This window comes from Leclercia sp. LSNIH1, assembly GCF_002902985.1.
Classification (GTDB): domain Bacteria; phylum Pseudomonadota; class Gammaproteobacteria; order Enterobacterales; family Enterobacteriaceae; genus Enterobacter.
The window spans coordinates 3,446,302-3,467,866 of the sequence record NZ_CP026167.1; the positions used below are offsets into that span (position 1 = coordinate 3,446,302).

21 protein-coding genes and 1 pseudogene are annotated in these 21,565 nt (G+C 56.4%); 7 read left to right on the forward strand and 15 right to left on the reverse strand.

Annotated elements, in window-relative coordinates:
* Positions 1-263 precede the first annotated feature (263 nt).
* Positions 264-2,642, forward strand: a complete 2,379-nt coding sequence (locus C2U54_RS17145) for a glucose/quinate/shikimate family membrane-bound PQQ-dependent dehydrogenase (protein ID WP_103179743.1) — start codon at positions 264-266, stop codon at positions 2,640-2,642.
* Positions 2,643-2,691: 49 nt separating this feature from the next.
* Here the strand turns inward: C2U54_RS17145 and C2U54_RS17150 are convergent, their stop codons facing one another.
* From C2U54_RS17150 to ycgZ, 7 genes are all read right to left on the reverse strand, one after another.
* Complete coding sequence (locus tag C2U54_RS17150) at positions 2,692-3,144, reverse strand: energy transducer TonB (RefSeq protein WP_103179744.1); 453 nt, start codon at positions 3,142-3,144, stop codon at positions 2,692-2,694.
* Positions 3,145-3,308: 164 nt separating this feature from the next.
* Positions 3,309-5,000 carry a methyl-accepting chemotaxis protein gene (locus C2U54_RS17155; protein WP_103179745.1) on the reverse strand — a complete coding sequence of 564 codons (1,692 nt, stop codon included), beginning with the start codon at positions 4,998-5,000 and terminating at the stop codon, positions 3,309-3,311.
* Between the two features lie 175 nt (positions 5,001-5,175).
* Entirely contained in the window at positions 5,176-6,294 is a 1,119-nt protein-coding gene (locus C2U54_RS17160) for an S-(hydroxymethyl)glutathione dehydrogenase/class III alcohol dehydrogenase (protein ID WP_103179746.1), read from the reverse strand.
* 29 nt (positions 6,295-6,323) lie between these two features.
* Positions 6,324-6,599 (reverse strand): metal/formaldehyde-sensitive transcriptional repressor, encoded by a 276-nt coding sequence (locus C2U54_RS17165; RefSeq protein ID WP_103179747.1) that lies wholly within the window; start codon positions 6,597-6,599, stop codon positions 6,324-6,326.
* Between the two features lie 216 nt (positions 6,600-6,815).
* The gene (locus tag C2U54_RS17170) at positions 6,816-7,037 is read right to left on the reverse strand and encodes a biofilm development regulator YmgB/AriR family protein (RefSeq protein ID WP_233210467.1); all 222 of its coding nucleotides are present in this window, start codon (positions 7,035-7,037) and stop codon (positions 6,816-6,818) included.
* Positions 7,038-7,110: 73 nt separating this feature from the next.
* Positions 7,111-7,410: a hypothetical protein gene (locus tag C2U54_RS27285; protein ID WP_139156343.1), complete on the reverse strand. Its 300-nt coding sequence runs from the start codon at positions 7,408-7,410 to the stop codon at positions 7,111-7,113.
* Positions 7,411-7,544: 134 nt separating this feature from the next.
* Complete coding sequence (ycgZ, locus tag C2U54_RS17175; RefSeq protein ID WP_103179748.1) at positions 7,545-7,784, reverse strand: regulatory protein YcgZ; 240 nt, start codon at positions 7,782-7,784, stop codon at positions 7,545-7,547.
* A 476-nt stretch (positions 7,785-8,260) separates the two neighbouring features.
* Between ycgZ and C2U54_RS17180 the strand changes: the two genes are divergently transcribed.
* From C2U54_RS17180 to C2U54_RS17195, 4 genes are all read left to right on the forward strand, one after another.
* A complete protein-coding gene (locus tag C2U54_RS17180) occupies positions 8,261-8,458 on the forward strand; it encodes a hypothetical protein (protein WP_103179749.1) in 198 nt (65 codons plus the stop codon).
* A 1-nt stretch (position 8,459) separates the two neighbouring features.
* Positions 8,460-9,230: a hypothetical protein gene (locus C2U54_RS17185; RefSeq protein ID WP_103179750.1), complete on the forward strand. Its 771-nt coding sequence runs from the start codon at positions 8,460-8,462 to the stop codon at positions 9,228-9,230.
* A gap of 172 nt (positions 9,231-9,402) precedes the next feature.
* Positions 9,403-10,386, forward strand: a complete 984-nt coding sequence (locus C2U54_RS17190) for a DUF1852 domain-containing protein (RefSeq protein WP_103181086.1) — start codon at positions 9,403-9,405, stop codon at positions 10,384-10,386.
* 28 nt (positions 10,387-10,414) lie between these two features.
* Entirely contained in the window at positions 10,415-11,446 is a 1,032-nt protein-coding gene (locus C2U54_RS17195) for a methionine synthase (protein ID WP_103179751.1), read from the forward strand.
* A gap of 69 nt (positions 11,447-11,515) precedes the next feature.
* Here C2U54_RS17195 and C2U54_RS17200 read toward each other — a convergent pair whose 3' ends face one another.
* Complete coding sequence (locus C2U54_RS17200; protein WP_103179752.1) at positions 11,516-11,998, reverse strand: glutathione peroxidase; 483 nt, start codon at positions 11,996-11,998, stop codon at positions 11,516-11,518.
* 526 nt (positions 11,999-12,524) lie between these two features.
* On the opposite strand from C2U54_RS17200, the gene C2U54_RS17205 reads away from it, so the two are divergent.
* Positions 12,525-13,202, forward strand: a complete 678-nt coding sequence (locus C2U54_RS17205; protein ID WP_103179753.1) for an SOS response-associated peptidase — start codon at positions 12,525-12,527, stop codon at positions 13,200-13,202.
* 418 nt (positions 13,203-13,620) lie between these two features.
* Here the strand turns inward: C2U54_RS17205 and C2U54_RS17210 are convergent, their stop codons facing one another.
* From C2U54_RS17210 to C2U54_RS17235, 6 genes are all read right to left on the reverse strand, one after another.
* Positions 13,621-14,883 carry a Y-family DNA polymerase gene (locus C2U54_RS17210; protein WP_103179754.1) on the reverse strand — a complete coding sequence of 421 codons (1,263 nt, stop codon included), beginning with the start codon at positions 14,881-14,883 and terminating at the stop codon, positions 13,621-13,623.
* Between the two features lie 168 nt (positions 14,884-15,051).
* Positions 15,052-15,807 (reverse strand): thiol:disulfide interchange protein DsbG, encoded by a 756-nt coding sequence (dsbG, locus tag C2U54_RS17215; RefSeq protein WP_103179755.1) that lies wholly within the window; start codon positions 15,805-15,807, stop codon positions 15,052-15,054.
* Positions 15,807-17,831: a protein-disulfide reductase DsbD family protein gene (locus tag C2U54_RS17220; protein ID WP_103179756.1), complete on the reverse strand. Its 2,025-nt coding sequence runs from the start codon at positions 17,829-17,831 to the stop codon at positions 15,807-15,809. The genes dsbG and C2U54_RS17220 overlap by 1 nt, the downstream gene beginning before the upstream one ends.
* Before the next feature lie 45 nt (positions 17,832-17,876).
* On the reverse strand, positions 17,877-18,266 hold the full coding sequence (locus C2U54_RS17225; protein WP_168192020.1) for a copper-binding protein: 390 nt from the start codon (positions 18,264-18,266) through the stop codon (positions 17,877-17,879).
* 108 nt (positions 18,267-18,374) lie between these two features.
* Entirely contained in the window at positions 18,375-18,851 is a 477-nt protein-coding gene (locus C2U54_RS17230; RefSeq protein WP_103179757.1) for an SRPBCC family protein, read from the reverse strand.
* Positions 18,852-18,938: 87 nt separating this feature from the next.
* Positions 18,939-19,685: an SDR family oxidoreductase gene (locus C2U54_RS17235; protein WP_103179758.1), complete on the reverse strand. Its 747-nt coding sequence runs from the start codon at positions 19,683-19,685 to the stop codon at positions 18,939-18,941.
* Positions 19,686-19,783: 98 nt separating this feature from the next.
* On the opposite strand from C2U54_RS17235, the gene C2U54_RS17240 reads away from it, so the two are divergent.
* Entirely contained in the window at positions 19,784-20,713 is a 930-nt protein-coding gene (locus C2U54_RS17240) for an AraC family transcriptional regulator (protein ID WP_103179759.1), read from the forward strand.
* Here C2U54_RS17240 and C2U54_RS17245 read toward each other — a convergent pair.
* Positions 20,710-21,539 (reverse strand): annotated as a pseudogene (locus C2U54_RS17245) (helix-turn-helix transcriptional regulator). The gene C2U54_RS17240 and the pseudogene C2U54_RS17245 overlap by 4 nt on opposite strands.
* Positions 21,540-21,565: the final 26 nt, after the last annotated feature.

Below are 21,565 nucleotides of genomic sequence, written 5' to 3' on the forward strand. Positions count from 1 at the left end.
CGTCGTGATGACGGGCTTTTTGTTTCCATTACTCAAATAATGCGAAATCATTCATTAACAATTGCACTAAACAATTTAACAGATTTATCATACCCGCCGATTTCACCAAATGGTTCATTTTAATAACGCAGCGGTGATCTCTCAGGCGCCACAATGGCGTCATGCTCGACATTTTCATTAAAGATCTTCTCTTCTGTTACCCATTTGGTTCAGGTTTGAATCTGCCCTGGCCAGAGAAGAGGCGATTATTTCAGGAGACAGAAATGGCTATAGGTAATTCGCTACGTGGGTTCCCCCGGTTCCTGCAGTGGCTACTGGTTGGTCTGATGGCGATCATCGGGCTGGCCGTCGGTGGGCTGGGCTTTAAGCTCGCCACCGTAGGGGGAAGCTGGTACTTCCTGATCATGGGCGTGGTGATGCTGATCGCCGCATTCCTGATCGCACGCGGGCGCACCAGCGGTATTCTCCTTTACGCGGTGGCGTTTATCGCCTCGCTGATCTGGGCCGTAAGCGACGCAGGCTGGGATTTCTGGCCGCTCTTCTCACGCCTGTTCACTTTTGCGGTGCTGGCGTTCCTGGCCGCCCTTGTCTGGCCGTTCCTGCTCGGCGCAGATCGTCCGGTCAATAAAACCCCGGCGTTCGGCGTTGCCGCCGTGCTGGCGGTGTTGATGCTGGTGAGCCTTGGCTGGATGTTTAAACCGCAGACCCTGGTTGCCGCTAACGAACCCGTACCGGTAAAACCGGTGGCCGCGGGGCAGCAGCAGAAAAACTGGGCGCACTGGGGTAACACCACCCACGGCGACCGCTTTGCCGCCCTGGATCAGATTAACAAGCAGAACGTGAGCGATCTGAAAGTAGCCTGGGTTGCCCACACCGGCGACATTCCCCAGAGCAACGGCTCCGGGGCGGAAGATCAGAACACTCCGCTGCAGATTGGCGATACGCTCTACGTCTGTACGCCCTACAGCAAGGTGCTGGCGCTGGATGTCGACTCCGGCAAAGAGAAGTGGCGCTATGATTCCAAAGCCACCGCGCCAAACTGGCAGCGCTGCCGTGGTCTGGGCTATTTTGAAGAGAGTGCAAATGTGACAACGTCACAGGCTAAAACCCAGCCTGCCGCCTGTCCGCGTCGTCTGTTCCTGCCGACCACCGATGCCCGTCTTATCGCCATCAACGCCGATACCGGCAAGCTGTGTGAAGATTTTGGCAAGCATGGCGTGGTCGATCTCAGCGTCGGTATGGGTGAAGTGAAGCCTGGCTACTATCAGCAAACCTCCACCCCGCTGGTGGCGGGCAACGTCGTGGTGGTAGGTGGCCGCGTGGCGGATAACTTCTCCACCGATGAGCCGCCGGGCGTGGTCCGTGCCTATGATGTGCACAGCGGCAAGCTGGCCTGGGCCTGGGATCCGGGTAACCCGAACATCACCGGCCTGCCGCCGGAAGGCCAGACCTATACCCGCGGGACGCCGAACGTCTGGTCAGCCATGTCCTATGACGCGAAGCTGAACCTGATCTACCTTCCGACCGGTAACGCCACCCCGGACTTCTGGGCCGGTCAGCGTACCGAACTGGATGATAAATACAGCTCCTCCATTGTGGCAGTGGATGCCACAACCGGTCAGGTACGCTGGCATTTCCAGACCACCCACCACGATCTCTGGGACTTCGACCTGCCGTCGCAGCCGCTGCTGTACGATCTGCCGGATGGTAAAGGCGGCTCCACGCCAGTGCTGGTGCAGACCAGCAAGCAGGGCATGATCTTTATGCTCAACCGCGAAACCGGCCAGCCGGTGGCGAAGGTGGAAGAGCGTCCGGTGCCTGCCGGAAATGTTGAAGGCGAGCGTTACTCCCCGACCCAGCCATACTCCGTCGGCATGCCGATGATTGGCAACCAGACCCTGACCGAATCGGATATGTGGGGCGCTACGCCGGTTGACCTGCTGCTCTGCCGCATCCAGTTTAAAGAGATGCGCCACCAGGGCGTCTTTACCCCGCCGGGTCTCGATCGCTCCCTGCAGTTCCCGGGCTCGCTCGGCGGCATGAACTGGGGCAGCGTCTCGGTTGACCCGAACAACAGCCTGATGTTCGTGAACGACATGCGCCTGGGGCTGGCGAACTACATGGTGCCGCGCGCCAACGTAGCCAAAAATGCCAGCGGGATTGAGATGGGGATTGTGCCGATGGACGGGACACCGTTCGGTGCGATGCGCGAACGCTTCCTGTCGCCGCTGGGTATTCCGTGCCAGAAACCGCCGTTCGGCACCCTGTCTGCCGTGGATCTGAAGTCCGGCAAGCTGGTGTGGCAGGTGCCGGTAGGTACTGTGGAAGATACCGGTCCGCTGGGCATCCGCATGCACATGCCAATCCCGATTGGCATGCCGACGCTGGGCGCGTCGCTCTCCACCCAGTCTGGCCTGCTGTTCTTCGCCGGTACGCAGGATTTCTACCTGCGCGCGTTCGATACCGCCAACGGGAAAGAGATCTGGAAAGACCGCCTGCCGGTGGGCAGCCAGTCCGGGCCGATGACCTACGTGTCGCCGAAAACCGGCAAGCAGTACATCATCATCAATGCGGGTGGCGCGCGTCAGTCTCCGGATCGCGGGGATTACATCATCGCCTATGCGCTGCCTGATAAGCCGTAATCGCCTTTAACCGTCGAGCCGGCTACCTTTGTGGCCGGCTTTTTTATTTCTACGGCTTAGCGGAGAGAGAATTTTCGATCCAGGTTGCCGTCTTGCCGTTCTGGTAACTCACCACCAGGTTCTGATGGACGCCTGCTGGCCAGCAGCTGCGTAAGACGGCGCGTTTTGTCTCCTCGAAGAAGGGTTTATCCCCTGCGGCTTCGTAATCCGTCGCGCGGCCATTGAGCTTGACGTTAAACGAAACCGTCACCCTGCCGGAATAGTTCTGCGCCGCGGCCTGCTCAGGATAGCGCGGCTGCACCCGGTATACGTCGCCGTCGCAGTCCGCCTGCCCGTTATCGACGGTCGATGTGCTGCCGCCCACCGGGAAAGATAACCCGACCCCCACTCCGCTGCTCCCCCCGCCGCCGCCGATCCCGATGCCGCCCACCCCCACGCTGCCGCCGGAGGCACACCCGGCCAGTAACCACGCTGTGCAAACCACCTGCGTAAATCGTTTCATCGTCCTGTTCCTCTTTAGCCCTTACATCCATCATAGCGGGGAATAAAAAAAGGGTTCATGTCGAAACATGAACCCTTTTTTGCCCGGCGGCGCTTCGCTTGCACGGGCCTACGGTTTTGTAGGCCGGGTAAGCGCAGCGCCACCCGGCAGGATGCGGCTGGGGATCAGAACGTTTCCCAGTTATCCCCATCGGCAACCGCCGGACGCAGCGGTGCGGCTGGCGCGACAGGCGCCGCTTTACTGCTGCTGCGGGCCTGGCCCATACCCTGCAAGCGGAAGGCGCCTACCGCTTCGGTCAGACGGGCAGCCTGATCTTCCAGCGAGGCCGCCGCGGCGGAGGCTTCTTCCACCAGCGAGGCGTTCTGCTGGGTCACTTTATCCATCTCCGAGATCGCCTGGCTGACCTGCTCAATGCCCCGGCTCTGCTCGTCGGAAGCGGCGGCAATCTCCAGCATGATATCGGTGACGCGTTTAACCGCTTCCACGATTTCGCTCATGGTGTTACCTGCGGCAACCACTTCCCCGGAGCCCTGATCGATGAGCGAAACCGACTCGCTGATTAGCCCTTCAATCTCTTTCGCAGCGTTGGCGCTGCGGCTGGCCAGGGTGCGGACTTCGCTGGCGACTACCGCGAACCCGCGCCCTTGCTCACCGGCACGGGCGGCTTCCACCGCGGCGTTCAGCGCCAGGATGTTGGTCTGGAAGGCGATGCTGTTGATCACCGCGGTGATTTCGGAGATTTTCTTCGAGCTGCTGGAGATGTTGCCCATGGTTTTCACCACCCCGGAGACCATCTGGCCGCCGCGGCTGGCTTTACCGGAGGCATCTTCCGCCAGCTTGCTGGCGTGGTGCGCGTTATCGGCGTTCTGCTTCACGGTGGCGGTCAGCTGTTCCATGCTGGCAGCGGTCTGCTCGATAGCGGCGGCCTGCTGTTCGGTACGTGATGAGAGATCGGTGTTACCGGCAGAGATTTCGCTGGTGCCGCGGTAGATCTCTTCCGCGCCCTGACGCACGGTGCCCACGGTATTCACCAGCGAGCGCTGCATGGTTTGCAGATCGTGGGTCAGACGGCCAATTTCACTGCGCCCGGTCTGCTCTTCTGGCAGCGTCAGATCGCCTTTCGCAATATGTTCAATGCGGGTTGCCGCACGTTGCAGCGGGTTAATCACCGTGCGACGCAGAACGATAAAGGTGATCACCGTCAGCACCAGGGCCAGACCAAAGGCACCGATCATAAACATTAGCCCCAGCTGGGTGCGGGTGTGCGCCTGTTCGGTGAGCATATTCGCGCGTTCGGTACGGATCTTGATCGCTTTCAGCAGCACCTCGTTATAAGCATCATCCAGCGGACGCGCCGTCTCATTTTCGTGGTTGATGATGGCTTCAAACATGCCGTTTTTGGCATATTTCAGCATCGGCTGCATGCCATCAATGTAGGCCTGGTAGTTGGTCTTCAGATCGCCATCCAGCGCTTCGTCCGCCGGGGTGCGAACGCCACGGCTCATGTAGGCGGCAAAACCGGCCTGGGACTGTTTAAGGCGCTGCTCTGCTTCCGCGATGTTCTTTTTCATCTCATCCATTTCGGCGATACGGCTGGCAGCGCCCGCATGGATCATGTTGATACGCGCCGTGCGCAGATGGTTTGAACTGTTTGACAACCCGGTACGGACCTGGATCTCAGCCGTTACATCCTGCTGATCTTTATCTGCCTGGAGTAAAAAATAACCTGCCAACCCCGCGCTCAGGGCAAACAGCAAAATAATGCCACCCAAAATCGAGGAGAAAAGCGGAAGCAGCCTGATGTGATGCAGGAAGCCCAGCTTATGTTGCGCCCGAACTGTTGTTGTTTTGTCCATAGCCGTAGACTCTCTCATAGGTAAGATGCGTGGAAACACGCCTGTAAAGTAGTCATCGGCACGACAGAGAATTTGATTACGGCTAAAATCGCAACACTGGTCACACTTTCGCAATGATTTTTAAAGAGATGTCGTCCCGCTGCCCATAAAGGCGCAGCGGGAGAGAGAAGGTTTATCAGTTATCGCCGAAATGGATAACGGTACGGATGGATTTCCCTTCGTGCATCAGATCGAAAGCCTCGTTGATCTGATCCAGCGGCAGGCGGTGGGTAATGAACGGATCGAGCTGAATTTTGCCCGCCATCGCGTCCTCTACCATACCCGGCAGTTGGGTGCGCCCTTTTACGCCGCCAAACGCGGAGCCACGCCATACGCGGCCAGTCACCAGCTGGAACGGACGGGTTTTGATCTCCTGACCCGCACCGGCCACGCCGATAATCACGCTTTCGCCCCAGCCCTTATGGCAGCACTCCAGCGCGGCACGCATGACGTTGACGTTACCAATGCACTCAAAGCTGAAGTCGACGCCGCCGTCGGTGAGTTCAACAATGACGTCCTGAACGGGCTTGTCGTAGTCGTTCGGGTTGATGAAGTCGGTCGCGCCCATTTCACCCGCCAGCTTGAATTTTTCCGGGTTGGTGTCCACCGCCAGAATGCGTCCGGCTTTCGCCTGTACCGCCCCCTGGATCACTGCCAGACCGATGCCGCCCAGACCGAATACCGCCACGGTATCGCCCTCTTTCACTTTGGCGGTGTTGTGGACGGCACCAATACCGGTGGTGACGCCGCAGCCCAGCAGACAGACCTTATCCAGCGGCGCCTGCGGGTTCACTTTTGCCAGCGAGATTTCAGCGCAGACGGTGTATTCGCTGAAGGTGCTGGTGCCCATGTAGTGATAGATCGGCTCACCGTTGTATGAGAAACGGGTGGTGCCGTCCGGCATCAGCCCTTTACCCTGGGTGGCGCGCACCGCCTGGCAGAGGTTGGTTTTGCCGGATTTACAGAACTTACACTCGCGACACTCAGCGGTGTACAGCGGGATGACGTGATCGCCCGGTTGCAGGCTGGTGACGCCCTCGCCGACTTCCACCACCACGCCACCGCCCTCATGACCGAGCACCGCCGGGAAAACGCCTTCCGGATCGTCACCCGACAGGGTAAACGCGTCGGTGTGACACACGCCGGTGTGGGTGATTTTGACCAGCACTTCACCCTTCTTTGGTGGCGCCACATCAATTTCAACGATTTTCAACGGCTGGCCTGGGCCAAATGCAACAGCAGCACGTGATTTCATCTTGCTTTCCTTTTAGTGATGTCAGGTGTTTATTTTAGATAAGAGCGCAGCAAATGGCCGACTTCCGCCATTCTTACAGCCCGCTGATCGGCGGTGGTATCGCCCGTCACCAGCTCATCTTTGAGGTGAATTTCAACCATCTCGCCCATCAGCCCGTTTGCGGCGCCGCGCACCGCGGCGATTTGCTGCAGGATAGCAAGGCAAGGTTCGCCGGACTCAAGCGCCCGCTCCAGGGCATCGACCTGTCCGCGAATGCGGCGCACGCGCGTCAGGACACGTTTTTTGTCTTCAGGTGAATGTGGCATCGGAGGGCTCCTGGATACTGTAGGGGGGTATACTATTTTATTTTACACGGAGCTGCAAACGGGAATGTTCAGAGAGGTGTCGCAATGAGACGGGGAAGTCAGGGTGGGGCAGGTGTGAGGATACTTCAGAAGATGCTGCTGCCCTGGTTAAGGGCAGTTTGCGTCGGCTATTTTACCAGACCTTTATTATGCGGGTGCCACCGGCGTAAGTGATGCTTAAATATCATCCTGCGTGAAACCCACAACAATTTCGAGCGTATTGCGTATGACGTCGGCAGCCTCTTGATCCGCTGTTTGTTCAAGCGCGTAAATTAGCTGAAGAATAATTTGCTTATTAGTGAGGTTATCACCACTGAGAATAATACATCTTATCGCTGAACCTAAGATGGCAGACTCCACGGACAAGGCACCGCCGGCTGAACGGAAGTAGGATGCCAGCGCCTAATCCTGAAGGGCATTGAAATGCGGTGTGTGCTGAGAAATATTAGGTTGCATATTATCCACCCAAAGATTAATGTTTTTTATCGTATTTATGCTGAGTATCATTCACCATAAGATGGTGCATTCTGTTGACATAACAATGACTTCTGTATTCTGTCTGTACGCCACGACTGGATTTAACCTTTTGCTCAACCTCTAATGCTGCCGCCGACAGTGCACTTCGTCGTTCAACATCACGCTCTGTGCTGGCCATAATTTTCAGTTTTACTGCCAGCGTCTTAAAATTTATTGGACCGTTGTCTTTTAAAATTAACAACACAGCTTCGCCAATAAGATCGTCCCTCAGCTTTTCAGATTTCGTTCTATGCATAACTGTTCTCACGCGACTGAACGTAGCCGGGCTACCTCTCATCGCTATCAATATACTATTTTGCGTAAGATGCTTTTCCACTTTGCGCAAACGCCTATATCGACTGCTTTAAGACACAGAAGCGCTAACACTCTCTATCGTTCAAAAAACAGTGCGATCAGCTCATTATAGTGGGCAATTTCTGCTTCATCTTCCGTCTCTTCTACCCGGCGTAATAACCTGGTACAGATAGCCAGTCGGCTCAGGTTACGTCCCTCATTCAGAATCTCACCGACAATGAGCCCCAGCGTCTCCTGCTGGCTACGCAGACTGGCTTTATTAAAATAGGCGGTGATTGCCTCAGCTGAACTTTGGCGCGAACTGTTACCTCGCATAGATGCTCCGGATTGACATTTAGGTTAGGAGTTAAAGTGATGTTAAAATATACCAAACCGCTATAGTTGTACATGGTGCATGTACAAGTTTTTGCGATTTTACATAGCAACCTAAGTTAATTTTAAAAATATCAACGCCTTAAAAGGCATTAAAAATTATCTGGCGTTCAAAGCTTACAAAAAACTATTTTCAGTAAGCGATTAATTAATAAGACTTAATAATCTTCCATTAATCATGGAACTCCGCTTGAAAACAGCGCTTCCCGCGCATCATAAACTGCCCTACTGACCGCTCAGTTCTACATCCAGGTTGTACAGCTTCGGCCACGTCAATGACACTTTAATGATTAACATGATTCCGGGAGCGTGGAGGGGGAAAAGGCTGAGCGTAACCTGACGCTTTTCAGCATAACCTTAAGGCAATATTTGCAATCCCCTACCATGCTTAGGCTTTTTGTCTATAAGGAGCCCACGCTATGAGACGCCTGTTTACCTCAATTTTCTCCAGCCCTGAGTCGCTGCTACAGGTGATGAGTCAGCAGGAGATTATTGAGGCCGTGGAGGACGGGGACCGCATCATTATCGATCAGGATGGTAACGCCTCGGTCAACTATAAAAGTAAAGAGGTGCGACAGGACTTCCTGCGCCATGTTAACGCGCTGAAGAGGGCCTGATATGGGAACAGCGATCTTTATGGTACTGATGGTGAGCGGATACTGGTACACGAGTCGCGACCTCTCCACCCGGTTTAAAATTAAGCGCTCCTTTGGCTGGGATGTCTATTTTCTGGTCGCGCTGTACGGCTGTATCTTCGTATTGCAGGGCGTGATCGCCACCGGCCTGCTTTGGCTGTTACTGCTCGGGCTCTCTTACACTGCCAATACCTTCCACTTAACCGCGCAGGACAACGCCAACTGGCAAGTGGATTTTATGAACTGGAGCTTCCTGGGCATCCAGGCGCCGGTAGTGGTGATGCTGGCTTTTGCCATCCTGTTTTGTCTCTACCGCTCGAACTGGGCGGGCAGCGCCAGGCTGGACGGCGAAGGTCGCAAGCAGCTTTACAAGCGCCTGTCACAAGCAAGCGGGATTGAGCAGTTGCTTTATCAGTGCATGGAGGAAGGCGAACTGGCGCTGGTGACGCTGAAATCGCGGCGGATTTATATCGGGATGATCCATACCGCAACCCTGGAATATGAAAAGACCGCTAACATCGTGCTGATCCCGATGCTGAGCGGCTACCGCGACGGCGAGACGCTGAGCCTGCGCATTGAGCATAACTACAGTAAATGGTATGCCGACCACGATATTACGCTCGATTCACAGCCTAAAAGCGCCATGGCGTTTCGCAAGGTCATCATGCTGGATCAAATTGAAAGCCTTTCACTTTTCGACCCCGCCAGCGCCAGTGCGCTGGATCTGGAACGGCATGCGGAGAGTGCAGAGTGAAATTTTTTCACCATCATGAAGATGACTCATGTTGCAATGAAATTTAGTCGCTTTCACTCCCTCCCCGGCTCTGGCATAACTTAAGCCATATTAACGTATTAGCAACATACAGACTGACTTCTGTAACCGCGAGGGGATTTCAGTCTTTATGTCAGAGCCGGGAAACATCACCATGAATAACGCTTTCACCTTCACGATTACCCACAGTCGTTTCGATGAAAATTACAACCCATCCGAAAACACGCGGATCACCACTAACTTTGCCAACCTCGCCCGCGGGGAAAGCCGTCAGCAGAACCTGCGCAATACGTTAGTGATGATTGACAATCGTTTCAACGCCTTAGCGCACTGGGACAACCCGAACGGCGATCGTTATTCCGTAGAGCTGGACATCATCTCCGTAGAGATGAATATCGCGGGAGAAGACAATCACGCCACCTTCCCGGCGATTGAAATCTTAAAAACCAACATCATTGATAAAAAAACCAACGAGCGCATTGAAGGGATCGTCGGGAATAACTTCTCCTCTTATGTCCGGGATTACGATTTCAGCGTTCTTCTGCCGGATCATAATAAACAGCAGACGACCTTCACCATTCCGGCTAATTTTGGCGAACTGCACGGCAATATCTTTAAGCACTTCGTTAATTCCGATGAATATAAGGCCAATTTCAGCAAGCCGCCGGTTATCTGCCTCAGCGTCTCCAATAAAAATGTCTATCACCGCATCGGTAATGCCCATCCTGTTTTAGGCATTGAGTACCAGCAACAGGGCTCTTCGTTAACGGAAGCGTACTTCAAAAAGATGGGTCTGCAGGTGCGCTACTTTATGCCGCCACACAGCGCCGCGCCGCTGGCGTTTTTCTTCACCGGCGATTTGCTGAGCGACTACACCTTCCTGGAGCTTATCGGCACCATCAGTACGATGGAGACATTCCAGAAGATTTATCGTCCGGAAATTTACAACGCGAATTCGGTCGCCGGGCACTGTTACCAGCCCAGCCTGACTAACGAGGATCACTCCCTGACCAAAATTGTTTACGACCGCGAAGAGCGTAGCCAGCTGGCCATTGAGCAGGGGAAATTTACCGAGAAACACTTTATCAAACCGTACAAAACTCTTCTTGAGCAATGGTCTGCTCAGTACGCGCGTTGATTCCATTAAAACGATAAGGTCACCTGTTATGAAAACATTGCTCCCCACCTCCACTGCCGGCAGCCTGCCGAAACCCTCCTGGCTGGCACAGCCGGAGACCCTCTGGTCGCCGTGGAAATTGCAGAACGAAGAACTGCTCGCCGGTAAACAGGATGCGCTGCGTTTGTCCCTCGACGATCAGCTGCGGGCTGGCATTGACATCGTCAGCGACGGTGAGCAAACGCGCCAGCACTTCGTCACTACCTTTATCGAGCACCTCAGCGGCGTCGATTTTGAGAAACGCGAGGTGGTTAAAATCCGTAACCGCTATGATGCGAGCGTACCGACCGTCGTCGGCGCCGTGGCCCGTCAGAAGCCAGTGTTCGTTGATGATGCGAAATATTTACGCCAGCTCACCACCCAGCCAATCAAATGGGCGCTGCCGGGTCCGATGACCATGATCGACACGCTCTATGACAACCACTACAAAAGCCGGGAAAAACTGGCCTGGGAGTTTGCAAAAATTCTCAACCAGGAGGCCAAAGAGCTGGAAGCGGCCGGGGTCGATATTATCCAGTTCGACGAACCCGCCTTTAACGTCTTTTTTGATGAGGTGAATGACTGGGGGATCGCCGCCCTGGAGCGCGCCATTGAAGGGCTGAAATGCGAAACCGCCGTCCACATCTGCTACGGCTATGGCATCAAAGCCAACACCGACTGGAAGAAAACGCTGGGTTCAGAGTGGCGCCAGTACGAAGAAGCGTTCCCCAAACTGCAGACCTCGAATATCGATATCATCTCGCTGGAGTGCCACAACTCGCGCGTACCGATGGATCTGCTGGAGCTAATCCGCGGTAAAAAGGTGATGGTCGGCGCCATTGATGTGGCAACCCATACCATTGAGACGCCAGAGGAAGTGGCCGCTACGCTGCGCAAAGCGTTGCAGTTTGTGGATGCCGACAAGCTCTACCCGTCGACCAACTGCGGAATGGCTCCCCTGTCCCGTCAGGTGGCTAACGGCAAGCTCCATGCGTTAAGCGCAGGGGCGGAGATTATCCGCCGGGAGCTGGCGGCGCGATAAGTTTTCAGGCCGGGCAAGCGCAGCGCGCCCGGCTTTTCCCCTCTCATCTCTCTGCTTCGCCTGCATTAATCAGCTTTCAAGTGCAGCGACGATAGCAGCCTCCATTTTCTCCGGGGTGGTCATCGGTGCAAAACGTTTGAGCGGTTTGCCGTCGCGTCCGATAAGGAACTTGGTGAAATTCCACTTGATTCGTCCCCCCAGTACGCCGGGCAACGCCTCTTTCAGATAACGAAACAGAGGATGCGCTGTTGCGCCGTTGACCTCCACTTTCCCGAACATCGGGAAGCTGACGCCGTAATTGACGTGACAGGTCTGGGCAATGTCGTCCGCGCCGCCAGGCTCCTGCTTACCGAACTGATTGCAGGGGAAACCCAGCACCACCAGCCCCTGGTCGGCATACTTTTTGTAGAGTTTTTCAAGACCAGCGTACTGGGGTGTAAAGCCACACTGGCTGGCAGTGTTCACCACCAGCACCACCTTCCCCGCATAGTCGGCCATAGAGATGGGCTGACCGCGCAGGCTGGTGGCCGTAAGTTGATGAAAGGTCGTCATCTGGGATCCTCAGTGCAGAACGTTTTCAGGCGTGGAGGATTATAGGGCCTCATCCTGGATATGTCCGCTTCTGACCGGTATCGAATCTGCCAGCAATAAGAAAAATACCCGGAAGATAATGACAAATGAAAAATGCGATCTAAGATTTTTACCAAACAAAACTGAGAACATGGAGTCGAGGATGACGATTGTTTTATTCACCGCGCTGGCCTTTGTGCTGATTTTGGCCGGGCTTATTTGCCTTCTGAAGCAGTTAGTCGATGGATTTTGTCATCCGGAGGGGTCTTAAACCCGCCTGAGATGCCCGATGCTTGACGCAGCATCATCCCGGTAGATATTCCCGTCAATACGCCTGATTCTGGTGTTATTCCATCTACTCGTTTTTCGGTTACCGGGCAGCCAAATCGCTTCACCTTTACCGATGTGGTGGTGACGCGTTAATCGCTCTTAGCACAACCGTCCGCCGCAGAGGTTACGGTTCCGGGAAATTCACCCTCTATACTTAAGAAAACCACCGGAGGTAACTATGTGCGGACGTTTCGCCCAGGCGCAGACCCGGGAAGAATATCTTGCTTTTCTGGCGGATGAAGCAGACTGCGATATCCCCTACGACCCGGAACCCATCGGGCGCTATAACGTTGCGCCCGGCACCAAAGTGCTGCTGCTCAGCGAACGCGACGATCTGTTGCATCTCGACCCGGTATTCTGGGGTTACGCCCCTGGCTGGTGGGATAAAGCCCCGCTGATTAACGCCCGACAGGAGACCGCCGCCACCAGCCGGATGTTTAAACCGCTATGGAACCATGGCCGGGCGATTGTCTTTGCCGACGGCTGGTTCGAGTGGAAAAAAGAGGGGGAGAAAAAACAGCCCTACTTTATCTACCGTGCCGATGGACAGCCCATTTTTATGGCCGCGATCGGCAGTACGCCGTTCGAGCGCGGGGATGAAGCGGAAGGATTCCTGATTGTGACTGCGGCAGCGGACAAAGGGCTGGTGGATATTCACGACCGACGGCCGCTGGTGCTGACGCCGCAGGCGGCACGTGAATGGCTCCGCGAGACGGTAAGCAGCAAAGAAGCTGAAGAGATAGCGCAGAGCGGCGCCGTTCCCGCAGATGATTTCCACTGGCATCCTGTCACCCGGGCGGTGGGAAACGTAAAAAATCAGGGGCCAGAATTAATCAATAAAATAAGCGAGCCGTAAAAATAAAGCCCGCTATTTTTCAGAAATAACGAAACGGCAGTTAATATAAAAGCGTCGTCAACGTAGCGGCAAAATCATTTATCGGGAGGGCCAGCATTAGCCCCCCTTTAACACCTAAACCACCTGTTTTGGCCAGCGTCTTCTTTTTGGCATTGGCACGCATGAGTGTGCGGTGAGTCGGGTTCCACAGACGGAACAGGCAGCACCATGAGGTTGGGTTTGCGTAGGGCTAAAAGAGGTAAAACGAAACCGCTTGCTCGTGCAAACCGGGCACTCAAATTTTATGTTAGGAATAGCCCCTCCGGGCAGGTGTGTGCTGAGCCACCACCATAGCGCAATTATTGATCGTCCAGGGATATATCTTTCCTGTTCGACAAATATTTACGTTCAGGCTTTGCACTATTTTGGTGAAAGCGATTTATTTAACGCGCAGTAAATCCGAAAAACGTGTGGTATATCGCGGAGACAACATCTCCCTTTTCATTTGCCACTGCTGCTCTATTCCCTGCCCCGCAAACCAGATTGTTCCGCGCCCTTGTTCATTTAATTTGTCGACGAGAGCCATCAGCTTTTCGCTATTGCGCCGCGGCGGATTTTCATCAAATAAATTAAGCTGCGCGACGCCAGAGCTGAAAAAGTCTCCCAGCATGACGCCCGCTTTTTGATAGCGTAGCCCCTCTCGCCAGATGAGATCCAGACAGCGCGTCGCCGCGTTAATGATGTCCCGGCTGTCTTCGGTTGGCGTCAGCAGTTTGACGGAGGCGCTATTGCCGTAGTAAGGCTCGTTCAGCGCAAACGGCGAAGTCTTCACGAAAGCCGAAATAAACCGGCAGTACTGGTGCTCGGCCCGCAGCTTCTCGGAGGCGCGAGCGGCGTAGCTACAGATGGCCTGGCGCATCGCCTCATAGTCTGAGATCCGCTCCCCGAACGAGCGGGAGCAGATGATCTCCTGCTTGTGCGGGGCAAACTCTTCAAACCCCAGGCAGGACTCGCCGCGCAGCTCGCGGACGGTGCGTTCCAGCACCACGCTGAAATGCTTGCGGATCAGGTCGGTGGGAGTGTTCGCCAGATCCAGCACGGTATGAATGCCCATCGCACTGAGCTTTTTACTCAACCGTCGCCCGACGCCCCATACCTCTTCGACGGGCAGCGCCGCCATCAGCTTGCGCTGACGCTCAACGCCGGATAAATCGACCACGCCCCCGGTCTGCCGCTGCCATTTTTTTGCCGCAAAGTTTGCCAGTTTGGCGAGGGTTTTGGTGGGCGCGATCCCTACCCCGACGGTGAGGTGTGTATGTTGCAGTACCGTTCGGCGGATTTCGCGGCCAAAGGCGTCCAGATTGTAGCAGTTACTGACTCCGGTAAGATCGCAAAACGCCTCATCAATCGAGTAGATCTCGACCCGCGGCGTGAGCTCTTCCAGGGTGGTCATCACCCGATGGCTCATGTCAGCATACAGTTCATAGTTACTGCTGAAGGCGACAATCCCGTGGCGGCGGAAGATCTCTTTCTGTTTGAAATAAGGCGCCCCCATCGTCACCAGCCCTTTCGCCTCGGCGCTGCGGGCAATCACGCAGCCATCGTTATTCGACAGCACCACCACCGGGCGCCCTTTCAGATCCGGGCGAAACACCGTCTCGCACGAAGCATAGAAACTGTTCACATCGACAAGCGCAAACATGATTATTTGCGCCCTTTAACGAACGCAGCAATGCGCGGGAAGGTGAATAGCATAGTCTCAAATCCGTTTAACTGTATATATATACAGTATCAATGATTTTTCGAACAAATCAAGGTGCTTACCGGCACAACGGTTGAGACTATGGTTCAGGTTAATAACCAGAGACGGTTATTTACAGGCCACCAGATCGGCCATCTGCTTAGCATCCGGCAAGCCGACGATCTGCTGCAGGGCGCGATCTTTATTCAGGTAATAGATGGCAGGCGTGCCGCTGGCCCCCAACTGCGTCATCAGCTGCTGGTTATGCTCTATCTGCTTAAACACCGCAGGTGGGGTATTACTCGTCAGCGCCGGTTTGGTTTTACCGTCGCTGCTCTCCATCTCATACCACACTTTAGCCGGATCCTTCGCGGAGAGGATGGCCGCCGCATACTGCGCGCTGTCCGGGCGGATCACGCCCACCAGCAGGGTTGTGGTGTTGATGCTTTTATCCTTGATAAAGGGCTGCGCCTGATGCCAGAACTTATTGCAGTAGGGGCAGAAAGGATCGGCGAATACCACTACCTGACATTTCGCGTCCGCGCTGCCCTCTTTGATCCCCGGCGCGGCGGTGAGCTGTTTCCACATTTCGCGCCCGGCGGGAATATAGATCTCCTCGTTGATGATCTTCTCGCTCAGGTTATTGCCCTGGGCATCATACATATAGCCTGAAACAACATGTTTTTTATCCGGCGTGAGATAGAGCGTGACGCCCATGTCCTGATATTTGCCCAGCCACCCTTCTACGCCGCCGGGCGCGCTGAACGGCTTGATGATTTCAATGCCCTGTTTCTGGATTTGCTTAACAGGTTCGGGTAAATCACCGGGCTGCGCCTGCGTGGCGGCGCTGAACGTTAGAATCAACAGGGACAGGATCTTCTTCATTATTTTTCCTCAGTAAAATCAGATGGTGTAGCCGCCCCGGCCTTCGCCAGCGCGGTCAGTAAGGCCTCTTTGCTCAGCAGGGAGGGCAGAACATGCCCCTGCGGAAGTGAAGGACCAAAAATGGCGTTAAACGGAATGCCGCTGGCGCCGTAGCGCCTCAGGAACTGCTCGATTTCCGCCGAGGGCTGGCTCCAGTTACCCTGCAACAGGACCACGTCGTCGCGGTTTAAAGCCGCCACTACCTCAGGGCGATGAAGCACCATAACCTCATTAACCCGGCAGTTCAGACACCAGTCAGCGGTGATATCTACCAGCACGCGCTTTCTGGCAGTCAGGGCCTCGCTGAGCGCGGCCTCACTCAGCGGCTGCCAGTTGAGGGGAGAATCATCCTTCCCCTGAGGTTGCGGCGCCAGAAACGCATACAGCCCGGCGCCAAACAGGACGCCAAACGCCAGGCTGCGCAGATTCTCTCTGTGATGCGGCATGGCCTTTGCGCAGCGGTAGAGGAACAACGCCACCATCAGGCCGCCGCCAATCAACACATAGCGTGCGCCCCACTCTTTGACCAGCAATGACATCAGCCAGATGCAGGAGCCCAGCATCAGGAGCACCAGCACCAGACGCAGTTTCCCCATCCAGGGGCCGGGCTTCGGCAGCCAGCGCGCCACGCAGGGGGCCATGGCGATCGCCAGCCAGGGAAGGCTCATCCCGATACCCAGCACCAAAAAGACCAGCCACAGTTGATGGACAGGTGCCGCCAGGGCGAAGGTGACGGCCGTGCCGAGGAACGGCGCCGTACAGGGCGTGGCGAGCAGGGTTGCAAACGCGCCTTCCAGGAAACTCCCACCGATGCCGTTCCCACCGGCGGTAGCCAGCCGGGTAGTGAGCGTGGAAGGCAGGCGGATTTCCAGCAGGCCCGCAAGGCTGAAACAAAAAATCCACGTCACCAGCACCATCGCGCCAATAAACCACGGATTCTGGAACTGAAAGCCCCAGCCAATCCAGGCCCCGGACAGCCGAAGACCGGTAACGACCGCCGCCAGCACCAGAAACGAGAAGATGATCCCGCCCGCCGTCGCCAGAAAACGCAGCCGTGTCTGGCGTCGTGTGCTCCCGGCCAGGGTCATCAGCGACGCGAGCTTGATCCCCAGCACCGGCAGCACGCAGGGCATCAGGTTGAGGATCAGGCCACCCACCAGCGCCACGGCCAGGATCTGCCAGAACGTGGTGGAGGGACCGGGGCTGAGCTCAACCGTAAGCTGCTGGCTCTGCGCACCGTCGCTGACCAGCAGTGCGATCTGCTGTAAACCGTCGGCCGCCAGCGGCTCTCCCTGGCTGTCGCTGACGCTAAACCGTGCGGTCAGGGTGTCGCCCTGAACCGCTGTCTGGAGCGGAGCAAGCGTCGCCTCCGTCGGGTTATCGGTGAAGAGTTCGGGCCGGGACCAGCCTTGCGGCGAGGTCAGTTTCACCGTCAGGGTGTCGCGGTCCGTGGCGACGGATTTAACCGCTATCGCGCCGTGTGTCGCAGGAACCGCCCGCATCGCCTCATCCCAGGCGCTGGCAAAGTCCGCCGACGGACCGGCGGCAAGATTGATATCCAGCGGGAACGTGTTAACCACGCAGAGGTTACTGCACAGCGAAAGCGTCAGTTTCCCGCGCAAACGCTGCACCTCATCGGTGGTGATTTCCAGCGGAAACACCACCCGACGGTCGTAGCCGACCGAACTAAAGCCAGCGGAAGTAAAGCGCACGGGACGCGGCCAGTGCCACTGGGTAGTGGCCCTGGACGCCCACTCTATTACAGGCCGAAAGCCGCCGTCGCCGGGGGTTCGCCAGTAGGTTTTCCACCCTTCATCAGGGGTAACATCCAGCAGCAGGCGAACTTTTCCCTCTGCTGGCGCATCGTGCCAGACCTGCACCTGAGCGTGGGCATTGTCAGGCGTCATCGGCCAGCCCGGTACTGCAGCGCAGGCCGCGGACAGGCTGAACAACAGGAACCACAGGCTCCTGAAAAGCGTTTTCATAGTTTTCTCCGTGAAAAATTGACTAAACAGGCACTGCCATGTCAGTCATTCACGGAAAACGCAGTTTTTGAGATGTATTCGAAGGAGCGGAGGACGGAACAGGATCACCGGCCTCGGCAGGACGCTGATTTTGATCAGCACCGCTAAAACGAGAACCAGCAGACCGGGTAACAGCAGAAGGTTATCAAAATGAAGAGGTTGGGCGGAGAGCAGCGAGTGGGCGCTCAACTCGCAGGGGGACAACCCAGGGGAGGAAAGTTCCTGCGGGCTATGTTCAGTACTCAACGAGAGCGTGGCGGCTTTGACCTGCATGTGATGCAGGATAGCGGCCCGCTGGGTCAGACAGATCAGCATGACAACACAGGCAACGAAAAGCAGCGCGAGGGCTCTCAGTTGCCTGTTTTTATATTGAGTCGGACCGGTCAGGATAGTCATGGGCAATGAGAATAGTGAGCGACGCCTCTGCGGGCAAGGGGCAATTTGTAAAGTAATGCCAACCGGCGCGCCGCTTCACCAGTAAGTCGCCCAACGCCTGACGCCCCTTTACCCGACCGACATCTCTACCCGCCTGCCCAATTTACGGGCTAACCCTTGTGCGCCGTCGCGCATTACCCGGTGATGATTCCAGCGAAAAACGGGAGCGGCCAGCGGTGCGAGCAGGTTCATCCAGCGGGTAGTGGTGCGGATATCCCAGTCATACCTGACGAGCGTGTTGCCCTCGTGCTCAGAAAAAGACCACACGCCGCGCCCTTCCACCTCACCGCTGGCTTCCCCTTCCAACAGCGAGAGGGGCTGAATGGTGAGCACGTGGATATCAAAGGTTAACCGATACGGAAGCGCCCCCTTCCAGGTATAGCGATGCAGGGCGCCAATTCCCCGGGCATCCCCTCTCTTTAGCTCGATAACCTGCTCCAGGCTTCCCCACCATTCGGGCCACACATCGGGATGCGATAAAATCGCCCAGACCTCCTGGAGCGAGGCCTCCACCCGCCAGAGTGTGGAAAAGGTATAATCAGCCATAGGGCACGCCTTCCAGTGATTGTCTCCTGCATTACGCTTCAGTATGTCGGATAACCGCTAAACGTGCAGGATTGACTGTGGCGGATTCTACATGAGATGCGCCGCCATCTGCCGGGCATCCTCTCCGGCCGGTAAACGGATCGGCGTATCCGGATCCGTTGCCATCTGCCAGATGGCTTTTGCCACATCCTCGGGTAAGGTTACGCTCGCATGCGCATCCTGCATGCCCTGAAAGACACGCTCGCTCAACGCGGCATACTCTTCGGGTATCGATCCCATGATCCGTTGCGCATTTTCGCCGAAACGGGTCGCAGGCGAACGCCCGGGCAGCACCAGGCCCACGCGGATATTAAACGGCGCAAGCTCAATTGCCAGAGATTCGGTGAACGCATTAACTGCCGCCTTACTGGCGGTATAGACCGCAAGCAGCGGCAGCGGTTGAAGGGTCACCGCAGACGTGACATTCACGATCACCCCTGAACGACGTTGTCTGAACTGTGGGAGTACGGCCCGGGTCATGGCGAGGGTGCCAAGCGTGTTGGTTTCAAAAATGTCTCTGACCGCCTCCGGGGAGACACCTTCCAGGGCGTTTAACATCCCCACCCCGGCGTTGTTGACCAGAACATTGATGCCGCCGGCGTCAGCGATCGCCCGATCGATGCTCGGCTGCGAAGTGACATCGAGGCTCAGGAGACGTAAACGATCGCTCCCGGGAAGAAGATTCTCCTGCGGTGTGCGCATCGTCGCAATCACCTTCCAGCCCTGCTCAAGAAAATACCGTGCGGTTTCCAGACCAAAACCTGACGAACAGCCGGTAATCATAACCGTTTTCATAATCACTCCTGCGTGTGGTTTGCCTGAGCACATAATAGACAGCGCCGGCTGGACGATATATATTCAAAAGTCCGTTATTCTTTAGCAGGAGTCCGGAAATGAGCGACCCGTTAGCCGAAGCCATCGCCATGTTAAAACTCAAAGCGGTGCTGACAAAAACGGTAACCGGCGCGGGCGCCTGGCGGGTCCGCCGTTCGGATGAGGGGTTGTCATTCTACTGCGCTGTGCTTGAAGGGGCGTGCCGCCTTGAGCGCGAAGGCGATGAGCCCCTCACGCTGCATGCCGGTGACTTTGTTTTAATACCCGCAGCCTACAACTTTGCGTTGACGAGCCTCGTCCCGCCTGCTTCGCCAGGTGTCGATACTATCCCCATCGAAGTGGCAGAGAGACATTTCCGGCTCGGCGATCCCCATGCTGACCCTGAAATGCTGGCGCTGGTTGGTCACTGCATGTCTGAATCACCCGATGCGGGTTTGCTGGTTTCATTGTTGCCCGGGCTTGTGTTTGTGCGTGATGAAAAGCGTCTTTCGCTGCTGGTCGGATTGTTAAAGGATGAAGCCCAGGCGCAACGCTCCGGAAAAGCGTTCATGCTGGCGCGCATGCTGGAACTGCTCTTTATCGAGGCTATCCGCTCTGGCACATCCCTCGCCACGCCCGGATTAGTGCGTGGTCTGGCCGATCCCCGTATCGCCCAGGCGATACGGCTGATACATCAGGAGCCTGCCAGAAAATGGACGGTGCAGGCGCTGGCCAGTCGCTGCGCCCTCTCCCGCTCGATGCTGTTTGAGCGCTTTACGGAGATGACCGGGGTCACGCCGATGGGATACCTGCTCTCCTGGCGCATGACCCTCGCCATGCAACTGCTGTGCGATACCGGCGTCACGGTCGCCGAAGTGGCAGAGCGCACGGGTTACGGCTCCGCCAGCGCATTCAGCGTGGCGTTTACCCGCTATGTCGGTGTGCCGCCGGGGAAATATGCGCAGCATCGCGCGGCGGTTAAACATGTCGGGCTCGCCGACACCGGTTAATCACAGAGCGGGGATTGTCTGAGCTGGGCATCAATTTTCAGGCGGCTCTCCTCTGTCGCCGGGTTAAACACCAGCATCGCCAGATCCGGCCGCCCCTCCACCGCAAAGGTTGAGAATTCAAGCTCTATCGCGCCGGCCTGGGGATGATAGATACGCTTCACCCCCTCACCGTGACTGGCGACATCGTTACTCTGCCACCAGGCAGCAAATTCCGGGCTCTGACGGGAAAGTTCGGCAATCAGGCTGGTGGTTTCCGGCGATGTTCCCGCGCGCGCCACGTCAGCACGAAACGCGTAAACCACCAACCGCGCCACCGCCTGCCAGTCATCCTGCGCCCGGCGTACTGCCGGATCGGTGAACAGGTGGCGCAGAACGTTACGCTCTGTTGCGGGCAGACGCGCATAATCGGTTAAAACGCATGCGGCGGCGCGATTCCAGGCAATGACGTCCCAGGTAATGGTTTTGACGATGGCAGGGATGCTCAATGCATCCAGAACCCGCTGTAATCGTGGCGCGATTTCGGCAGAAACGGTGAAACGGGTGCCGGGCGGATGGCCGAATGCCAGCATAAACAGGTGCTCGCGTTCCGGTGAGGTCAGGCGTAGCCCGCTGGCGATACGGTAAGTACCTCCCGCGACGGCGCGCCGCCGCGTCCCTGTTCAAGCCAGGTGTACCAGACCGGGCTGATACTGGCGAGCTGAGCAACCTCTTCCCGGCGCAATCCGGGCGTGCGTCGCCTGCCCGGGCTAAAGCCAAAGGTGGCCGGATCGAGGCGTAAACGTCGCGCCCGCAGAAAATCGCCCAGTGACTGCATAGCAGTGTGCATCGTCGTCATCCTGTTAAGGTTTATAC